The sequence below is a fragment of the Streptomyces sp. NPDC028635 genome, from assembly GCF_040637635.1.
GTDB lineage: Bacteria > Actinomycetota > Actinomycetes > Streptomycetales > Streptomycetaceae > Streptomyces.
In genome coordinates this window covers 1-17,813 of record NZ_JBEZWX010000033.1, presented here as the reverse complement: position 1 = coordinate 17,813, position 17,813 = coordinate 1, and the positions used below count along the sequence as shown (strand labels likewise).

General features: G+C 67.5%; 14 protein-coding genes and 2 pseudogenes. 9 read left to right on the top strand and 7 right to left on the bottom strand.

Annotation, left to right across the window (positions count from 1 at the left end):
- Positions 1–74: 74 nt before the first annotated feature.
- Positions 75–167: pseudogene (locus AB0E88_RS27535) on the top strand (IS5/IS1182 family transposase); the annotation flags it as partial.
- Between the two features lie 649 nt (positions 168–816).
- Positions 817–1,335 carry a hypothetical protein gene (locus tag AB0E88_RS27530; RefSeq protein WP_361635781.1) on the top strand — a complete coding sequence of 173 codons (519 nt, stop codon included), beginning with the start codon at positions 817–819 and terminating at the stop codon, positions 1,333–1,335.
- A 181-nt stretch (positions 1,336–1,516) separates the two neighbouring features.
- Here AB0E88_RS27530 and AB0E88_RS27525 read toward each other — a convergent pair whose 3' ends face one another.
- The 3 genes from AB0E88_RS27525 to AB0E88_RS27515 are packed head-to-tail and all read right to left on the bottom strand — an operon-like array spanning position 1,517 to position 2,285.
- Positions 1,517–1,750: a hypothetical protein gene (locus tag AB0E88_RS27525; RefSeq protein ID WP_361635778.1), complete on the bottom strand. Its 234-nt coding sequence runs from the start codon at positions 1,748–1,750 to the stop codon at positions 1,517–1,519.
- Positions 1,747–2,088: a hypothetical protein gene (locus AB0E88_RS27520; RefSeq protein WP_361635775.1), complete on the bottom strand. Its 342-nt coding sequence runs from the start codon at positions 2,086–2,088 to the stop codon at positions 1,747–1,749. The genes AB0E88_RS27525 and AB0E88_RS27520 overlap by 4 nt, the downstream gene beginning before the upstream one ends.
- Positions 2,085–2,285 carry a hypothetical protein gene (locus AB0E88_RS27515; protein ID WP_361635772.1) on the bottom strand — a complete coding sequence of 67 codons (201 nt, stop codon included), beginning with the start codon at positions 2,283–2,285 and terminating at the stop codon, positions 2,085–2,087. The genes AB0E88_RS27520 and AB0E88_RS27515 overlap by 4 nt, the downstream gene beginning before the upstream one ends.
- 177 nt (positions 2,286–2,462) lie before the next feature.
- On the opposite strand from AB0E88_RS27515, the gene AB0E88_RS27510 reads away from it, so the two are divergent.
- Together AB0E88_RS27510 and AB0E88_RS27505 are read left to right on the top strand one after the other, a co-directional pair.
- Entirely contained in the window at positions 2,463–3,197 is a 735-nt protein-coding gene (locus AB0E88_RS27510; RefSeq protein WP_361635769.1) for a DUF6879 family protein, read from the top strand.
- Positions 3,198–3,208: 11 nt separating this feature from the next.
- Complete coding sequence (locus AB0E88_RS27505) at positions 3,209–4,069, top strand: helix-turn-helix transcriptional regulator (protein WP_361635766.1); 861 nt, start codon at positions 3,209–3,211, stop codon at positions 4,067–4,069.
- A gap of 48 nt (positions 4,070–4,117) precedes the next feature.
- Here the strand turns inward: AB0E88_RS27505 and AB0E88_RS27500 are convergent, their stop codons facing one another.
- Positions 4,118–4,660, bottom strand: a complete 543-nt coding sequence (locus AB0E88_RS27500) for a DUF2398 family protein (protein ID WP_361635966.1) — start codon at positions 4,658–4,660, stop codon at positions 4,118–4,120.
- A 107-nt stretch (positions 4,661–4,767) separates the two neighbouring features.
- Positions 4,768–4,947: a hypothetical protein gene (locus tag AB0E88_RS27495; RefSeq protein ID WP_361635764.1), complete on the bottom strand. Its 180-nt coding sequence runs from the start codon at positions 4,945–4,947 to the stop codon at positions 4,768–4,770.
- A gap of 258 nt (positions 4,948–5,205) precedes the next feature.
- Between AB0E88_RS27495 and AB0E88_RS27490 the strand changes: the two genes are divergently transcribed.
- From AB0E88_RS27490 to AB0E88_RS27470, 5 genes and pseudogenes are all read left to right on the top strand, one after another.
- Positions 5,206–6,498 (top strand): helix-turn-helix transcriptional regulator, encoded by a 1,293-nt coding sequence (locus AB0E88_RS27490; RefSeq protein WP_361635761.1) that lies wholly within the window; start codon positions 5,206–5,208, stop codon positions 6,496–6,498.
- Between the two features lie 60 nt (positions 6,499–6,558).
- Complete coding sequence (locus tag AB0E88_RS27485; protein ID WP_361635758.1) at positions 6,559–7,806, top strand: hypothetical protein; 1,248 nt, start codon at positions 6,559–6,561, stop codon at positions 7,804–7,806.
- Positions 7,807–7,817: 11 nt separating this feature from the next.
- Positions 7,818–11,114, top strand: coding sequence for a hypothetical protein (locus AB0E88_RS27480; RefSeq protein WP_361635755.1), 3,297 nt, complete (start codon positions 7,818–7,820; stop codon positions 11,112–11,114).
- Positions 11,115–11,129: 15 nt separating this feature from the next.
- On the top strand, positions 11,130–13,946 hold the full coding sequence (locus AB0E88_RS27475) for an RNaseH domain-containing protein (protein WP_361635752.1): 2,817 nt from the start codon (positions 11,130–11,132) through the stop codon (positions 13,944–13,946).
- A gap of 442 nt (positions 13,947–14,388) precedes the next feature.
- Positions 14,389–14,746 (top strand): annotated as a pseudogene (locus AB0E88_RS27470) (transposase); the annotation flags it as partial.
- Between the two features lie 9 nt (positions 14,747–14,755).
- Here AB0E88_RS27470 and AB0E88_RS27465 read toward each other — a convergent pair.
- Both AB0E88_RS27465 and AB0E88_RS27460 read right to left on the bottom strand, forming a co-directional pair.
- Entirely contained in the window at positions 14,756–15,358 is a 603-nt protein-coding gene (locus tag AB0E88_RS27465; RefSeq protein WP_361635749.1) for a hypothetical protein, read from the bottom strand.
- An 83-nt stretch (positions 15,359–15,441) separates the two neighbouring features.
- Entirely contained in the window at positions 15,442–17,457 is a 2,016-nt protein-coding gene (locus tag AB0E88_RS27460; protein WP_361635746.1) for a hypothetical protein, read from the bottom strand.
- Between the last annotated feature and the right edge of the window lie 356 nt (positions 17,458–17,813).

Below are 17,813 nucleotides of genomic sequence, written 5' to 3'. Positions count from 1 at the left end.
GGCGCAGGTGGCCAGGCTAACCTGGAGCGTGTGCACCGCGGTGAAGCGGGCCTGGAGTTTGTCCGACCCGGCCGCCGCGGCGACACCGGTTTCCCGGACGGAAGCCGGTCGACGACCGTACTGTGCCGGCGGGGATCGTGTATGTCCTGCCCAAGGGCGTGTCCTGGGCCGACATCCGTCCAAACGGATCGGCTGCGCCAGGTCGCCAACGGAGGATTCGGACCCCACGGCGGACTTGTCTCTCTGACCATGCGATCTTCCGTGCCAGGGGCGCCCCGACCTTCTGCTGGCCCAGTTCCCGGCTCTGAACCTGAACATCGAGCATGCCCGGGGCTATCTGACCCACTACAGCATCGACGACCCCGGGTACGAGGACATCGACTGGGAGAACGAGCACGATCCGCTCAACAGGCCCGTCCGTCCGGGCGATGGGTACGCCGCCTTGAAGGAGGTGTCTACTGGGACTTCCAGAACTTCCTCGGTGTCGACCACCATGCGCCGGTCTGGCGGAGGTTCACCGTCTCGCCCCAGGCAGTCGGGAGTACGGACAAATGATCACTCGCCCGTGGGGCGCGCTCACCAGGGACTGACTCTTCTGGGCGCCCCTCGCGCGCGTCGCCCCCGGCCGGCAGTACAACGCAAAGCGCCCCTTCACTCGCGGAGTCTGCGTGCCCTGTAGCGGGCATGTCTAGACCACAGCACCACGCTGACCAGTTGGAGTCGAAAGTGCTATGGGAGCGGGGCTGGCCGGGCCTCGATCGGCCATCATCGTAAAGAGGTTGACGGTCAAGCAGTAAACTGCTTTACACTCGGTTGGTGTATTACAACGATGAGAGCGACGAGCGGCTCCGCCGAGACGCGGAGCGCATGCGCATCGCGGTTGGGGAGTCGTACAAGTACGCCATCCAGGCCGAGGCGGAAGGCGACCACGACCGAGCAGCTTCGCTGCGCGAACGCGCCGCTTGGCAGACCAGGAAGGCAGAGTTGTGGGAGCGCCTCATCGGGCGCGACATCCGTGAGATGAGCCGCATCAAACTCACCTCCATGGATGTTGATGCCGCCATGAAGCTGCTGGACAGGTTCGACACCAACCCGATCGGGGACGTGCTAAGCGGAGCTGCACAGAGCGAGCACGCCGAAGGTCGCTTCACCATGATCCAGGAAAACGCGTGTAACTGGGCGTTCGCCAACGCAGTCCGAGCCGAGGCGCTTGACGAGATCGTGCGCATGATCCAGGTGATCGAGAGCGACGGCGTTGAAGTCAACCTTGCGGCCATGGCTCGCATGACGGGCATCTCCCGCCAAACCCTTCACGCCCGGCTGCGCGGCGAGTAGGACCGGCAGGGCGCCGGGCGCAGCCAGGCACGTGGCACTCCCAGCTCCCATCCCGTACGCCGTCGACCCACGCCTCGTGGAGCGGGCGTGGGTCATGGCGTCCAAGGGGAGCGCGCCACTGTACGAACGACCTGGACGTCCTGGGCCGCCTCTGCTCGGCTTTGCCTGGGTCGGTGGTGCTTCATGGGACGCTGCCCTCAGGCGGCCGGCGCAGCGGGCCACCGCTCGGACTCCAGCGGTAGCCCTCGGTGTCTGTCGGGCGGTTCCGGCCGCGGTAGTGGTTCACGTGGTCGCCGTCGTGGTTCGGCCGGCGGGTGCACGACATGCGCCCGCCGGGGTCCAACTCGCCGCAGTAGCCGGCGGCGCGGCAGGCAGCCAGCTCCGCCTGTACGTCGGCCTTCGCGCTCTTGCTCACGCCCGCCGCCCTTCCCGCACGAGCCGGTACAGAACGCGGCCAACCATGCAGATGGCCCCGTCCTCCATGCACTGCTCGCACATCCGGCAGTGATCGAGCACGGCACGGTGTGCACGGTCAGCGACACACGACACGCAGCCGCGGGGGAACGTGCTGAAGTACCCGTGAAGGTGGCGGTGCCGGCGCTCGCCGAGCTCGACCGCGGTCTCTGCCGTGAGCGGCGTGCCATCCCACACGCAGGCCGCGCCGCGCAGCTGCGCCTCGTACTGGTCGTCCAGCGCGGGCACCTCCAGAAGGCGCAGCACTTCGCTCGGGATCTCCTGAGTGGTGGTGCTCATGCGGCGGCCTCTCCTCTCTGGAGGGCGTGCGCGAGGCGCAGCGCCACGTCAGCGCGGACGCGGGCGAGGTCCACCAAGGCGAGGCTCGGTGTGGCCGGGTCCACCGCCAACGACGGCAGCACGATCCCGGCCCCGTTCAGCGCCGCCCGCAGCGACTCCACCGCGGCGAAGGGGTCGACGCCTGTGGTTGCGTCCATAAACAGGAAGGTAGGAGCGAGGAGTTGCGCACCGCTGCACAGGTTTCGCGAAGTTTCTTGACCACCTGCCAGAGTTGCGCAATGTTTCCCATGCAGGCAGCGGAAGGGTGGTGTCCGCGGCGTCGGCCTCGGGGAGGCTGGACGCGCATCAGCGGCACCCACCAGGAGGGGACATCCATGCGACGGCTTCGGTTCAACGGCACGGGCTCGGGGGGCGGAGGCTGCCCCAGCGTCCACGAGGACCTCGACAGCGGGGAGGTCATCGTCCACGGGCCGCCCCTCACGGACCAAGAAGACCTCGCGCAGCTGCAGCACTTGGACCACGGGGAGGTGGCGATCGTGGTGCCGCGCAACACGCTGGTCGACTTCGGCCCTCGGGATGAGTCGCCGCGGCTCATCAACGCGGCCGAGGAGTTCGACCAGCTGTTCACCACCTTCAAGCACACCGCCTGGCGTCTGGAGACCCGCCGGCGGTACGCCAGTGACGAGCAGACCGAGGAGTGGGCCCAATTCGCCAAGGGCCAGCGGATCGACTGGGACTACGACGATGAGTGGTGCCGCAACGTCCGCGCCCAGACTGACGCCGGGAAGCGCTTCGAGCGCGTGCGGCTGGTCGACCGCCCGGCCACCCCCGGCCAGCTCTACCTGCGCAGCAACGCCGCCCGCAACTGCGCCGTCGGTGAGGACATCCGCAACCTGTCCCGTGATCAGGCCGGGCAGCTGCACCTGCCCGCGGAGGACTTCTGGCTGTTCGACTCCCGGCTTGTGGCCCGGCTCCTCTTCGACGAGGACGACAACCTGAGCGGTGCGGAACTCATCACCGAGCCGGCCGCGGTGAACCGCTACTGCCAGGCCCGGGACGCTGCCTGGCACTATGCGGTTCCGTACGCAAAGTTCGACGCCAGCACGTGACGTGAGGTCCGGTGAGCACTGACTACCAGCAGGCACGCGAGGCGTTGGGCCTGGCTCTTCGGGAGCTGAGGCTCAGCGCCCCTGGCGGTCGGCTCACCGGAGAGCAACTCGCGCAGCGCCTCGGCGGCGGCTGGACCAAGTCCAAGGTCAGCAAGCTGGAGAACGGCCGACAGACCGCGAGCGCCGAGGAACTCCAGGCGTGGGCCGAGGCCACCGGCCAGCCCGACGCCTACCCCGGTCTCCTCGCCCAGCTGCGCGGGTTCGAGTCACACATCCGCTCATGGCGCCGGCAGCTGGCGTCTGGCCACCGACCCGTACAGGAAGCCATCACGGCCGAGCACGACCGCACCAGGGTGCTGACCATCTGGGAGAACGTCCTCGTGCCCGGCATGCTCCAGACGGCGGATTACGCCCGGCACGTCCTCGCCAGGCACGCCACCCTGATGCAGTCGCCCAGGGACACGGAGGACGCTGTACGCGCCCGAATTCAGCGGCAGGCAGGGTTGTACGAGCCGGGCCGCAAGTACCGGATCACGATGTGGGAGGGGGCGCTGCACGCCCTGGTGTGCCCACCCGCGGTATTGGCGGCGCAGCTGGACCGCCTGGCCGGGGTCATCGGCCTGGACACGGTGGAGCTCGGCATCATTCCGTTCTCCGCCTCGCTGAAGATCTACCCCGGGAACGGGTTCTGGATCTACGACGAACGCCGTGTCGTGGTGGAGGACTGGCACGCCGAGCTGTGGCTGGACGACGCCGACTCGGTAGCCACGTACCGGCGGGTGTGGCACACGCTCAGCGAGTCGGCGGTGTACGGGACCGAGGCACAGAACGTGATCAACCGTGCCCGCCGCGCGCTGAACATCCGGACATGAAGAAAGCGCCCCTACCCGGCTGTATGGCCAGACAGGGGCGCATGTTGTTCACGGGGTGGTCGGCTCGTCCGGCACGGGCTCGGGCGTCGTCGCAGCCGGCTCGGGTTCCGGCTGCGGCTCGACCCACCCGAGGTCGAGCTGCGTCTCGATGTCAGCCGCGCCCAGCTGGCCGGTTTCCCGGGTGAGGGCCGTGATGCGGTGCCGCACCCGGCTGGGCGTGACGCGGGGGGTGTAGTCCAAGGTCCGTTTCCCGCCCGCCCTACCTGTCTCCTCCAGCTCGATCTCCGCGTCGGCCGCGGCGGCCCTGATGTCGGCCACCAGCTGTGACAGCAGTAGTTGTTCGGGTGCGGTCACCAGCACGGACAGAGCCAGCGCAAGACAGGCGTAGGTGTGCGGGGTGAAGGGGGTGCCGGTGGAGCGCTCCAGCCGGCGGCCGGCGCCTGCCCCCAGCCCCGACTTGAACAGCCGGGCGTAGGAGCTGTCGACCAGCAGGCGGTAACCGAGCACCTGCTGGAACCGCTTGCCCAGCCAATCGGCATGCCTGCAAATCAGCGGGAAGAGGTCGGAGTGCGGGCCGCCCGAGGTGACCAGCGGATGGGCGAGCAGCAGCCGGGCGGCGCTGCGGCGCTCGGATGCCGGGCGACGTCATGTTTCGAATTGAGGGTCATGACACGCTCACCTCCGCATCGTCGTCGGCCTCATGACACGCTCACCTCCGCATCGTCGTCGGCCACCGCGGAAGAGGAACGGCCGACGTCCAGCTCAAGATCGTCCAGCAGCAGGTCGCCGTCGACCGAGTGCAAGACGCACCGGGCGCCTGCCGTGCGTCGCACAGTGAGCCGGATCCCCAGCTCGGCGTCCTCGCTGCGCCTGGTCAAGGTCGAATTCCGTCGCGCCCACCCCGCCCGTGCCGGCGCGACGCCGCAGCTGCGCGTTCCCGAGTGCCTGGCCCGCAGCTCCAGGAGCTGAGCGAGCGCTGCAGAGGTGAGACGCACCTCGGCGAACCGCTCCACATGCGCTCCGCGAGGGTGGGGGCGTCATAGGTGCCGAGGGCGGTCTATCTCGGGGGCGCGGGGGCGGTGCCACGGGTCGATTCAGAGCAGCGCTTCGATACCGGTCGCGGTAAGCCCATTGCCATGAAGTCTTCATTGCAGTTCTATGGAGGCATGCCATTGCCCGTTCGCGTGATAGCTCCCAGTCGCCTTGCGGCGCTGCGGGAGCGTGCGGGGCTGTCGAAGGCTGAACTTGCCCGGCGAGTCGGGGTGTCGACGCGCATGGTGTTCTTCTACGAGAAGGGGCGGCACACGCCCACTCCGCAGCGGCTGCAGAAAATGGCAGCGGCGCTGCACTGTGATCTGGAGGAGCTCACTGGTGTTCGCCGTGGGGAGGAGGGGCTCGTCGACCTGCGGTTTGCTGCCGGCCTGACCCTCGATCAGGCGGTGGAGCTGCTGCGCCGGACGCGTGTCGGGCGTGACCTGTGCCTGTCGGCCCCGAGGCTCTCCGCCTTGGAGCAGGGGCGACCCGTGCTGGGCCGGAATTGGCGTGATCGCGACGTGGTGGGGCGGCTCCCTGCCGCGCTGGCCAAGATCTATGGCGTGCCCGTGCGCATGGTCGTGGACGCTTGGATGCGCACCCGCCCTGATGAGTCGGCGCCGGTGCGCCCGAGGCGTCAGCCCCAGAGGGGTTCGAGCGACTCGGCCGAGGCTGCCTGGCGATCGTTGAACGAACGGCAGCAGGTTTACCTCGGTGAGATCCTGCGGGATGAGCGCATGACGGAGACGGAGATGTGGATGCGCCGGACGCATCATCTGCCCGTGCCTCGCCCTGCGGAGTGGCGCAAGCTCCCCCTCGCTCTCCACGCACCAGCGGATGTCGTGGGCTACACGCGGCTGCAGGAACGCTTGCGGCTCAATGGAGTTCACGACCCTGGAGTGGGCGCGACGGTGCACGCTTTGGCACGTCGAGGACTTCTGGTGACCAGCACTGATGTGGTGCATCACGCTGAAGCTGGCGAGGTGACCAGGGTTCGGGTGGAGATGACGAGGCGGGGCAGAGCAGTCGCCCGCGCTGGACTGGGCGAGCGCGCGGAGCAGCAGCCGGACACGCCTCTGTTGTCTGAGTGGCTGTGGGGTGTCATGGCCCGGGTGGCCGAGGCAGGCCCGCATGGTCTGGAGCGGGACGCACTGTCTGGCCGGGCTCCATTCTATCTGGGTGTCGGCTACAAGAACCGCTCTGCAGGGCGGCCGAGCCGGGGATTCATCGACGAGGTGCCGGTACTAGCGGCCGACGGGAGTCACGTCGTCGGGTACCGGTGGAAGCTGACCCCGGTCGGGCTGCGGCACGCAGTTGAGTACCTGGACGAGTACCGCCGTCGGTATCCGCAGGTTGATACCACGGGCGTCGCAGCGCTCGCTGGCGAACACTCGTAATACGTCTCTTCCGTACGAGGCTCGACGAATTGTCAGTGGCAGCTCTTACCCTCTGGGCTCATGAGGAACGCGACGAACAACGGCGTTCGGCCGACCGATGAGCTATGGGTGAAGTCCCTGGTGGCACGCTCGGTGTTGCGTGCGGCCGACGCGATGACGGCCCCCGGCGTGAGCCCTTCCGCCCGCCTCAAGGTCTTGATGGAGTGCCACGGCGCGCTGCTGGCGGCGCGCGGACCGGGCAGTGAGCTGTCTTTTGCGGACTTCCGGCGCCAGGTTCGTGGTGATCCCTCCCGGCTCTTGCCCGAAGGTGTCCCTGGGTGGGACGTCGACGAACTGCGTGCGGTCGATGCCGACGGGCACGTAACGGAGGACGCCTTCGATATCGCCGAGGAGCAGCGCCTGGTGCTCCGCATCCTGCAGAAGGGCGGCCGAGATGCCGGCCTGCTCAGTGGCCAGGACCTGGACGACGAGGTTGCGCAGGAAACGGCCTTCGCCCAGTTGTGCAAGGCGGGCAACCAGAAGGTCTACGAGAGCGGACGTACCGATCTGATCCGCTACCCGGCGGGCCCGGTGAGCGAGCTGAGTGAACTGAGGCTGCCTCCGCTCGTCGCGGATCTGTACGAGGACATCCCCTATGCCTCGAGGTACCGGGGCTGGTGGTTCGCGTGCCCCGTATGCCGGTGGCCGATGCGCGTCGCACTGCGTCGTGAGGCGGGGCAGCAGGTCGGGGTGGTTGCCTGCTGGCACACGCCGCACCAGGAAATGGGCGCCACGTATCGCTTCCGCCCGGTCGAGGGGATTGTTCCGCCTGAGCTGCTGCCGGAGCCGCCTCCGCCTCCCCCGGGCGAGCGGGAGGCAGTCCTCTGGCCCGACCTGGAGTGCGTCCCAGAGGCGAAACCTGTGGAGGGGCATAAGGCTCTGGTACGGGGTGTGTGGCGGTACACCTGCGTTCCCGGGCTGGCGGAGCTGGCGCTGCGGGACCGGTTGGTCGAACGGGGCCTCAAGGTGGAGCTGTGGCCCGCCCTGGACGCCTACGACCTGTGTGTACACGTCGGGCGCAAGCGGGCACGGAAGAAGGAGCATTTTCGCGTGGACGTGAAGGACTACACCTCGGGCACCGCGCTCGCGCAACTGATCCACGCACAGGAAGGCGACAGCGGGGGAGCAGAGTGGCTGGTGGTTCCAGACCACCGCGCCAGCCAGGTGCACCTGCTGTCGGGAGTGGGGGCGAAGTACGGGCTGAAGGTAGCCACGGCGTCCGAGTTCGGCGAGATGGTCTGCGAGCGTTCGGGGGTGGCCTGGTCGTGAGTGAGCCATCCGTGGAACAGACAACCCTGTGCGCCTCACTCGCACTGGCTGCCTACTACTTCCCTGACACGGCTGTGGACAACGATGCGCCCGCAGCCCCCTTCCGGAAGGCGGCCTTCCTGCTGTCCGGCCAGTTCCGGGCCTGGGACCGGTGGCCGGAGCTGACGAGCGAAGAACGCCGACGCATCGTCGACGTGTACCGCGCCGCTCCTGGCAAGTTCGGCGACGTACGGAACTTCACTCCCGCCGCCCGCGCACTGCTCACAGCCCTCAGTGACGAGGACCCTGGTGAGCCCCAGAAGCTGCTCACTTTCGAACCCGCAGGTGGAGATCCGTTCACTGCCGAGGCAGCCATCCCCCGGGTCGGCGGTGACCTGCTGGCCTACGTCGACCGGCAGATCGCCCGCTATCGGCGGCCCAGCGCGCGGCCGAAGCCCCCTGAGTTCGCCGGCCCCGGAGTCTGGAAGACGGGGGAGATCAGCGTGCAGGGCGTCGGCCAAGTACATGGCCAGCTGACGATCCCCACCTATCCCGGCTTCACCGAGGCGTTCGGCCACGAGCGCCTGCCGCACATCGCCACCGCACCCCCGCTGGACAACCTCCGTATCCCCACGGAGGACCTGCTCGAGCTGGCGGCGCAGATCGAGAGCGGTGAGCCGGAGGAGAAGCGGTACCTCCACACGGTCCTGAAGGGCCTGTTCTCCGTCCTGCAGACGTCCGACTCCATCAGCCCACAGGAAGCGCTGCGGATGACGGCCGGCGGCCTGGAGATCTTCCACGCGCCGACCGGGACGGGCAAGAGCGTCTTGGTGCGCGTCCTGGCCGCATGGTTCGCCCAGCAGGGCCACCGGGTGGCCATCGTGCTGCCCGACATCAAGGCGTGCCTGGCCATCACCCGCAAGATCCGGTCCGACCTGCGCGTCCTGCAGGGCCTCGGCGTCATCAAGCACGAGACCGGCTGTGCGCACCTGATGTCGTCATCAGGCATGCACGAGCGCGCGCACAAGCTGGCCCGTCTCATCGACGAGGACCCGCAGGCACCGGGAGAGTGGGGAGAGAGCGGCGAACGGGACGTGGATCCGCTCTCCTACGGGTGCGCCCAGCGACCACTGCTGGAGTCCAACGCCGACTATCCGCCCGGCCGTGAGCCTTGCCTGTCCCTGTACCGGCAGAACTTGGGTGCGTCCGCCTGTCCCTGGATTCCCACCTGCGGCAAGTTTGCCCCCGTTTACGAAGCCTGTTCGGCGCACGTGGTCGTGACGAATCACTTCGCCTTTCTCCAGGGCAACCTGCGCATCGGCGTGAACCTTGACGGGCGCCCCGTTCAGGGGGTGAGCGTTGCCGAATTCGCGTTGCGCACCTGCCACGCCGTCCTCGTCGACGAGGTCGACCAGTTCCAGTCGAGGGCGGTGGATCGATGCGCCGGCGAGGTCGTCCTGCACTCACGCAGGCACTGGACGGCGGCCCCGCAGGAGATGGACACGGACGCGAAGCGGCTGCCGATCTCGGCCGAGGCCGACCTTCTGCCGTCGGTCGGCCAGGTACGTCTGATGGCGGAGTTCCTGCTGCTCGCCGTATGCAGCAACGCGCTGCGTCTGGATGTCAGGGAGGACGAGCGCGCGGAGAATCGTGTGCCGGACCGCACCGGGCTGCGCTGGCACCTGGCCCGTGGCCGTGACCGGCAGCTGATCCGTCTGCTCTGGCCGGACCTGGCCACCTGCGGGGAGACTGACCTTCCAGCCGACCTCGCTCGACGCCTCCAGGGCCTCATGCCCGCCCGCTACCTGCAGCCACGCGCCACGGAGAGCGATCCGACGGAGGTGGGGTGGGACGAGGTGCGCCGCGCTCTGGAGGCGCTGGTGGCCCCGCGTGGCCAACAACTGCTCGACGCTGTGAAGCTCGATCTGCACCGGCTGCTGGCGTCACGGGTAAAGGACCCGCACCAGCGGGCCCAAGCGGTCAACCTGCTCGTCACCCGGGCGACCCTGACCGAGCTGGACGAGGCGCTCTCCGAACTGCGCACCTGCGTGCAGCACTACCGCCCCTCCGGTCTCCGCTCCGCGCAGCGGATCGCCGAGACGCTCAGCCCGAGTGCCGTCTCGGCCGTCCTCCCGCTTGGCCTGTTGGGGCGCTCAATCACGGGATATCGCGTAACCGGCCTGGACAAGAGGGAGAGCGACGCCGAACTTGTCGCGCAGAGCATCGCGGGCGATCCGCACACCTTCACCGCCGAGCTGGGCGGTCTTGTCTCACTGTGCCTGGCTGGGGTCGAGCGTCCCGTCATGGGCCTGTCCGCCACGGCGTACTTTCCCCAGGCGGTACGCGAGCACGTCCACGCGCCCGTGCGCTGGTGGATGACCGATGCCCAGGCCCGTTCGATCCGCGCTCGACGCCACCGTATCGAGTACGGCGAGGGTCACCCCATGTACGGCGAGCCGATCAAGATCTCGGGCCAGCACCCGAGCCGCAAGAAGGGCGCCTTGATCGAGCTCGGCACGGAGCTGTACGACCAGTACATCTATCGAGAGCTGGAGCGACAGCGTGCCAAGGACAAGGACCGCGCGCACGTCCTGGTCGTGGCCAACTCCTACCAGCAGTGTGCCTGGCTGGCCCGAGGCATCGCCCAGGCCGGCACCTACCGCGAAGGGCTTTGCGTGGCCGTGCGGGACGGCGACCGGCACAGCCCCGACCCCGACCTGCCTCGGGAGAACATCGCCACTCGCCTCACGGCCGAGCAGTTCGAGGACTTCCCGCAGTACGGCAACGTCCTGGTCGTCCCCCTGGCCCTGATCGCCCGCGGTCTGAACATCGTGGTCGGTATCCGTTCCGCCGTGCGCTCGGTCTACCTCTGCGTCCGACCCTTGGCGCTGTTCGCCGAACCCGCGGAGATGTACGCCAGTGTCAACGCCGCCGGGCTGCACGCACTCCCAGAGGGCGGCACCGCCAACCCCGACGACGCGTTGGAGAAGGCACGCACCGCCGCATGGCAACGGCTCGAACTGATCCTGCGCGCGACACCCCAGTTCACCTCCATGCCCAAGTCGCTCCAGGAGGAGGTTGTCGCGGGTGTCGTCGTCGACCTGATCCAGCTGGCCGGACGGGCCCGTCGTGGTGGTACCGAGGCCGTCCTGCACCTGGTCGACTACGCCTTCCATGAGGACACCTGGAGCTCCGACCTGGAAACTGTCCTGCGCCGCATCCACGAGCAGTGGCCGCCGGCGGTGAAGCGGCAGATGAACGACCTGTACGGGGAAGCCCTCAACGCCTTCCTCTCCTACGCGGGCATCGACCCGACCCTCACCCACTGAGAAGAGAAGAGACGAGTGAACGACCAGAACCTCGAGCCGGGCAAGTACCTGCACACACTGGCCTATCGCTGCACTCCCGCTCTGGTGGGCGACGCGACGGTTCACGTGCGCCAGCTGGACACGGAGACGGCCAAGCTGTGGGCCACCTTCACCGCCCAGTGCAGGAAGCGCTTCGGCAAGGAGGAGGCCCAGGCTCCGTACACCATCGCCACGACCGTGCTCCAGGTGATCACTGGCGGGTATGTGTACTTCGAGCCCAAGGGCGCGGCGCCTTTCCTGGTATCCCGGCAGCCGATCGACAGCGATCTGCTGTGCAAAGCCTTCACCCTGACGTACGGCCTCGCCCTCGGTGAACAGGTAGAGGTGATCGACCTGAGGCAGCCGCCCGATCTCGCGGTGCGCATCGCGAGGACTCCGGAGCAGGAATTCGCTCTGGAGGAGCACTTGGTGGGGGCCAAGGGAGCACAACCGGATGCCCCTAACTGGCTCTACAAGAGCGTGGGATGGGGGCTGGCAGAGCGTCTCGTAGCCGTTCCCTTCCAGCTCTCCAACGGCCGAGAGATCACACTGCGTCCCGATATCACCGGCGGCCTGGTGGCGTTGGACGATCCCTGGGAGAACGAGAGCGGCGGTCGCTACGCCGTGTGCCGAACGGCGGTGCGTCTCAAGACCCTGCCGAACGTGCAGCATCCCGTGCTGCTCTTGGACGCGCGCGTCTCCCGCATCTCGTCCTCGCTGATCTTCAGTTCCACGGCACTTGCCGTCCAGCCAGGAGAGGGCCGCCCGATCCTGGAAGTCAAGCTCAACGGGCGCGGTGGCACAAAGACGATCCCGCGGCAGACCCTGCAAGCGCTCGGCCGACTGGAGATGGACTACTCGATTCTGCAGTCCATCGCCAAGCGTTCCGAGCGCGAGCAGAAGCTTCGCGAGCGGGCCAGGGCTTTCAAGGAGAAGCTCCAGTTCCCCCGCGAGCACCCGGGCCAGATCTGGCCCATCCCCGCGAAGAACTACCAACACCCCATCGGAACGGGCGTGGGCATGCACCACCTGAGGCTCCTGCGTGCTCACGCAGACGCTGTCTTTGGTGATGATGCCCAGCGGCTGTCCCTGCGTCAGTCCGCGATGACCCTGCCGCGACGCCCCACCGACCCTGAAAAGGTCTCGGCCCAGGAGTACAAGCGCCGCAAGGAGGAGCGCGAGCGGACCGGCAGCAAGGAGCCACTGCGCCCGCGGGGCAGCCTCTTCCCGTCAGCAGAGTCGCTCTGCGTCTCCGTCGCCGAGGCCGGCTTCAAGAAGCTCCGCATCGCTTGCCTGTGGTATCGGGACGAGACCCGGCAGCGCATGCTGCAGACGTTCTGCCACGCGTTCGGACTCAGCTCCGTCGGCCTTGACACCCAGGAGGGCGTCGAGCTCGACCTCTACCAGGGCCGCATCACAGCCGTCTTCCATTATGTGCCGGACTTCCTGCGGCCGGGGCGCGGCCGGGACCGGGCAGAAGCGCTGGGGGCTGTGAGCGCCTCGCTCAGGTCCCGTGACGGTGTCCTGGTCGGCGCGTGGTGCGAGACCGAATTGCCGCACGCCGATGACTTCCCTGGCATCGACGCTCGTGACCTGGACGATCTGGATGCCAAGCCGCAGACGAAGGCGGTCCTGGCTCGCCTCGACGTTCCGTCGCAGTACCTGATGGGCCGCGGAAAGGAAGGTGTCATCGAGCCGGGCGGCGAAGACCACCCGGCGCAGATGGCTCTGCTCGACCTGTACCGCTCCCTCGGCGTCACTGACGAGCGGATTTCCAATGCTCTTCAAGGCCCGAGCGGGTTCCCGGTCGACCGGCTGGCCCATGTCGGCGTGCATGTGCGACAGCAGAACCGACGCTACGGCGAGAAGGGCGAACCCAAGATCGTCATTACGGCCACCGCGTTGGTCCCGCCCCAGTCCCCGCAAGGGGCATGGTCCCTGCTCGGCTGGAGTTCCACGGCCCCGCTATGGCGGCCGTACCGCTCGGCTCAGAACGCCTTCCACACCCACCCGTATCCCGAACCTTCCGCGGAGACCACGAGCTATCGGCAGAAGTGGGACGGTGCCGCCGATATGGTGGAGCGCGCCCTCGGCGACCTCGCCGACGAGCTGGACGGCGTGCCCTACACAGTCAGGGTGGACGCGCAGTCCGCGCGACGCATGTGGGACGGCTTGCAGAACGTTCGCCTCGGTGAACATTTCGCGCAGGCAGGAACTGACGGCAACCGCAGCCGATACCAGCTCCCCGGAGCACGCCTCGGCCAGGACGCCCCGCTAGCCGTCATCCGCCTCAACACGGACGACGAAGAAGTGCCACAGCCCGTCAGCGTCACCCACCTGGGCAAGAAGGACGGCGCCGGACCCGTTGAGAAGGACACCTCGACGCTGCTCTTCGAAGTCGACACGGACTTCGGAACGCCGGTATGGCTGCTGTGCAATGTGCCTCGCGCCTACGACGGCAGCGGCGCCGGTCGACTGGGCTCCAAGCGCACTCGATGGGAAGCGGAGAAATCCGTGCAGTCAGAGGACCGGTCGAAGCGCCGCAAGGGCGAGATGCCGCAGAACTTCTACGCCATGACCGCCACCGAGATCCTTCCCATCGGGGGACCGTCCGACGAGGCACGTGAGGCGCTGTCGGCTATGACCGCCCGTCTGTGCCACCAGACCCTCTTCTGGTCCGACCGCGCCCGCTACCCGGTGCCGCTGCATACAGCACGGCAAATGGACCTCGACCACCCGCAGTATCGGCGCGAGGTAGCCGATGCGGAGCCAGGAAGTGGGGACGAAGGCGAAGAGGGAGAAACAACCGCGTAGACGGGGGACGTGGACAGGCGCGGGGAGGGAGCAGTTCGCTCCGTCCCCGCGTGGTGTCGCAGTAGTGACCGGATCCGGTGTCGCAGTTGTGTCGGCCTATCCCTCGAACAGGGCGGGCCAGCCATTCCGGGATGTTGCTGTCGAAATCGCCCCCAAGGGTTGCCCGAACTGGCCTGCAGCCTCATACGCTTCGCCGCCCTCGGAGCTCACTATGAAATGATCAGTCAGTCCGCTCGCGCCACTGCCCCGGCGGCCAGAGTCTGGGCACAAGAACGCTGGCCGGACCGTTACTTAGCTGCCGAACAGCGACTGAAGTGACTCTAGGTCCATATCTGGTGTGCGCGGCGGTTGATCACGGCTTTCGCTTTGGGGTGCGAGCACGCCGGTTCTGCTCAGAGGTCAGGCAGGAACACCTGCCCGGTTCAGGACGGCGGCCATCTTCGCCGCCAACCTCCACGACAGCCAGGCACTCATCCCGCTGGTCCGCGGCATCCCACCCATCCGCTCACGTCGCGGCCCGCGACGCCGACGGCCCGCCAAGCTGCATGGCGACAAGGGATACGACTACCGCCACCTCCGGCGATGGCTCGCTTCCCGCGGCATCCGGCACCGCCTTGCCCGCAAGGGCATCGAGTCGTCCCGGCGGCTGGGCCGGCACCGCTGGGTGGTGGAGCGGACCGTGTCCTGGCTGTCCGGCTGCCGCCGCCTGCACCGCCCGCTACGAGCACAAGCCGGAACATTTCCTTGCCTTCACAGCCATCGCCGCGACTCTCATATGTCACCGCCGACTGGCCAAGTGAAATGACGTCTTAGTCCCCGAGGTTCTCTGGCGGCATGGCCGCTGTCACGGCTGCGGGCAGCCGGCCATTCAGTATTTCCTGGCGTGGCAGTGACAGCCCGAAGTGCTGCTGCAAGGCGGTCAGGGTCGCGCGCAGCGAGTCGAAGTCCTCGCTCAGGTCGTCATCGAGGAGTCCGGCTTCCTCGAACGCGGGGAGCAGGAATGCCATGTTCTCGTCTGGGGTGTCGCCGATGTCGAAGCGGCCGACCGTTTGGCCGTCGCGGTAGTACCAGCATTCTCTGGGCGGGTCGTCCGGTTTGGGGGTCAGGTGCAGGACCTCGATTCCGCCTGCGGAGACGTCGGGGTGTGCCCACCAAGCCTTGGAGGGCCAGCCCTGCTCCACCGCGTATGACCAGCCGGCGCATTCACCGAAGCGGGCCACGCGGGCTGATTCGCGGTCGTTGAATGTCAGTCGCTCGGCCTCGGCGTAGGTGATCGGGTCGAGCACTTTGCCGGGCTGGGCGCCCAGTCGGACGACGAGGTTGCGTGGGCTGATGCCGCGTGCGAAGGTGACGAACAGGATGGGGGCGTCTTCGCGCCAGGCGTCGGCCAGCCACGTGATGCCGTCGCTCAATGTCTTCTCCTGGTTGTAGGGGGTGGCTGAGGCGGGAGGGTGCGGCCCTCCCGCCTCAGCTTGCCTTGTGTCCTACCAGCCGGTCACGGCTTCGGAACGGTGCAGGATACAGTCACTTTGGACGCGTCGCAGTGCGCGAACTCCGGGAAGGCCACCCAGTACTCGTCCTTGTCCAGCAGGCGGTTTTTCGATGCCGAGGAGAACGTTCCGGAGAACGGCTGCATCGACTGGGTGTTCTGGTAGTTAGACATCGACGAGCGTCCGCAGACTTCCTTCCACGTTGGAGCGGCGGTACGGATGTCGTCGTACAGTCTCCAGTCGCCTGTGGCGATACGGGTGGCGTAGGTCTGCACGCAGTCGTTGCCGGTGTCGACCTCGTTCATGCCGTTGAGGGAGGCGGGCATGCCGCCCGAGTTGTAGGAGGCGGCGTAGGCGAATTCATCGCAGCTGGCCTTGTCGGTCGCGTCGATCGGGGTGGTGTCGGGATTGCCGTAGGTCTTGGCCCAGTCGTCCGGGCAGATGACCTTCCGGTTCAGGTTCGAGTCCCGCACGGACGCAGGCAGGTACTTGATCGGCTTGCCGGCTGCCTTGGAGCCGGGGTGGTTGGGCAGCTTGGACTGGATCAGCCAGGCGTGGGCGACGGCGGCCGGCGTCTTGGCGAAGTTCATCACCCATGTCGGCTTGTAGGCCGAGAACACGCAGCCGGGGCTCGTGGCGGAGGCGACGACGTCGCAGCGGATGTCGAAGTCCGGGGTGGAGTTGCCCAGCCACTGCGGGTCGTTGTCGATCTCCCCGGCACCGTCGTTCACGGTCCCAGCGATGGTCCAGTCCAGCTGCAGGCTGGTGATCTTGGTGGCGGTGCCGCCGGTCCACTCGTGGTTGAAGGTGGCGTACGCGGCGTGAAGGTCCCCCTTAGGCTGCCACGTATTGGAGCCCTCCCATACGGGGGCGGCGGTGGTGCATTCCGGGGCGCACTTGAACGTCGGGGTCATGGTGACCGGTCCCGGCATGCCGATAGTGCCGTGCTCCACGATGAACGGGTCCATCGGCACAAGCGCGAACCGCTGGGTGAACTGCCGGGACACCGGGTCTAGCTTGATCTCGATGGCCGAGGCGAAGTGTGCGTCAGCCGGGTTGTAGATGGCCCCGTCCGGCCCCTTGAATTTGTACGTGAACACGATCGGCGTGGCCCACTTCAGGCAGGCGCTGTCCCGCTTGAGGTAGTCCTGGCCCACTGAGACGCCCGTGTCGTTGCACCATGGCACCAGATCGCCGCTGCCTGCACGAAGCTTCTTCGCGACGTCCAGCTGCTGCTTGGCGCTCAGGTCGGACGGTTTCCCGACTTTGACGCATGTGATCTTCTGGCCGTGTTCAGTGCAGGTCTCGCTGCCCTTACCGGAGTCCTTCGCGATGCCAGTGACCTCGGGCCGGTTACGGCGCCCGACCTGCGGGGCCTGGTACTTGTTCAGGTCCACCGCTGCTGCGGTCTTGTTCGGCTCGGGGAGCTTGATGTCCACGGCACGGCCGCGGGTGTGGAACTTCGCCCAGGACGACCAGGTGGTCTCGTACAGGCTGCCGTCATAGGCGCTGGTGCGGAAGGCGTAGGTGGTGTTGGGCTTCAGGTCGCCGTACCGGATGGTGACGTTCGCCCACCCGCCGGATGTCACGAAGTCGGACACCAGCACGCCGTAGGCTGCGGGCTTTCCGGTGTCGGGATCGGTGAGCTGGACCTGGTCCTTCGGATTGCCGCTGGCATCCGTGGTGTAGATCTGGAAGGAGAGGTCGGCCTTGTCGCCGTCCGCATCCGTCACCGTGTTGCGCAGCGTGACGGTGGTGCGATTGACCTGCCAGATGCCGGCGGAGTCCTTGGTAGATGGGGGACCGGCCTGAAGGTTCTTGCCCGACACGGGCCGGCTGCCGCCAGCCACCAGGGCGTTGGTCTCGGGTCCGGCGGCCGGAGTCGCCGAAGGCGGCGCGGTGATCCCCGGACTCGCATCGGTCGTGGGGGAGGTGGCAGCGGCGTTCGTCGTTGCGGCAAACGGGGCGATGGCCAGGAGTGCCGCGCCGAGCGCGGCGCGGGCTAAGCGGCGGCTGGTCATCCGTCTGGAGCTTTGCACGATGACTCGTGTCCTTCCCGTTGGATTCTTCAAACGTGTGTGCGAGTCGCGCCCGAGTTGAAGACCCTACGACGAAGGCAGAGCACAGCCGCCCCATGGCGGCATGTTGACTGATTGTCAACTAACGCTTGGCCAGTTACCCAGGGGTCAGAAGTAGCAAGAGCACAACGAAACAGGGCAGTCGGAACCTTCGGTAAACCTGACGACGACCTAGGGCAGGGGCGGCCAGCTCTACCAGCTCCAACGGGCGAGGACCACGCCTGGCAAGTGCCGAACTACGAGGGCACCGGGTACAGACCGGGCAGACATCGCGCGAGCTCGCCACATAGCCGGCGGCT

Excerpts from the sequence above, each read along its gene's own strand:
- AB0E88_RS27510 (WP_361635769.1), top strand. The coding sequence starts at position 2,463 with ATGCGACGGCTTCGGTTCAACGGCACGGGCTCGGGGGGCGGAGGCTGC.
- AB0E88_RS27515 (WP_361635772.1), bottom strand. The coding sequence starts at position 2,285 with ATGGACGCAACCACAGGCGTCGACCCCTTCGCCGCGGTGGAGTCGCTG.
- AB0E88_RS27520 (WP_361635775.1), bottom strand. The coding sequence starts at position 2,088 with ATGAGCACCACCACTCAGGAGATCCCGAGCGAAGTGCTGCGCCTTCTG.
- AB0E88_RS27460 (WP_361635746.1), bottom strand. The coding sequence starts at position 17,457 with ATGACCAGCCGCCGCTTAGCCCGCGCCGCGCTCGGCGCGGCACTCCTG.
- AB0E88_RS27490 (WP_361635761.1), top strand. The coding sequence starts at position 5,206 with ATGAAGTCTTCATTGCAGTTCTATGGAGGCATGCCATTGCCCGTTCGC.
- AB0E88_RS27485 (WP_361635758.1), top strand. The coding sequence starts at position 6,559 with ATGAGGAACGCGACGAACAACGGCGTTCGGCCGACCGATGAGCTATGG.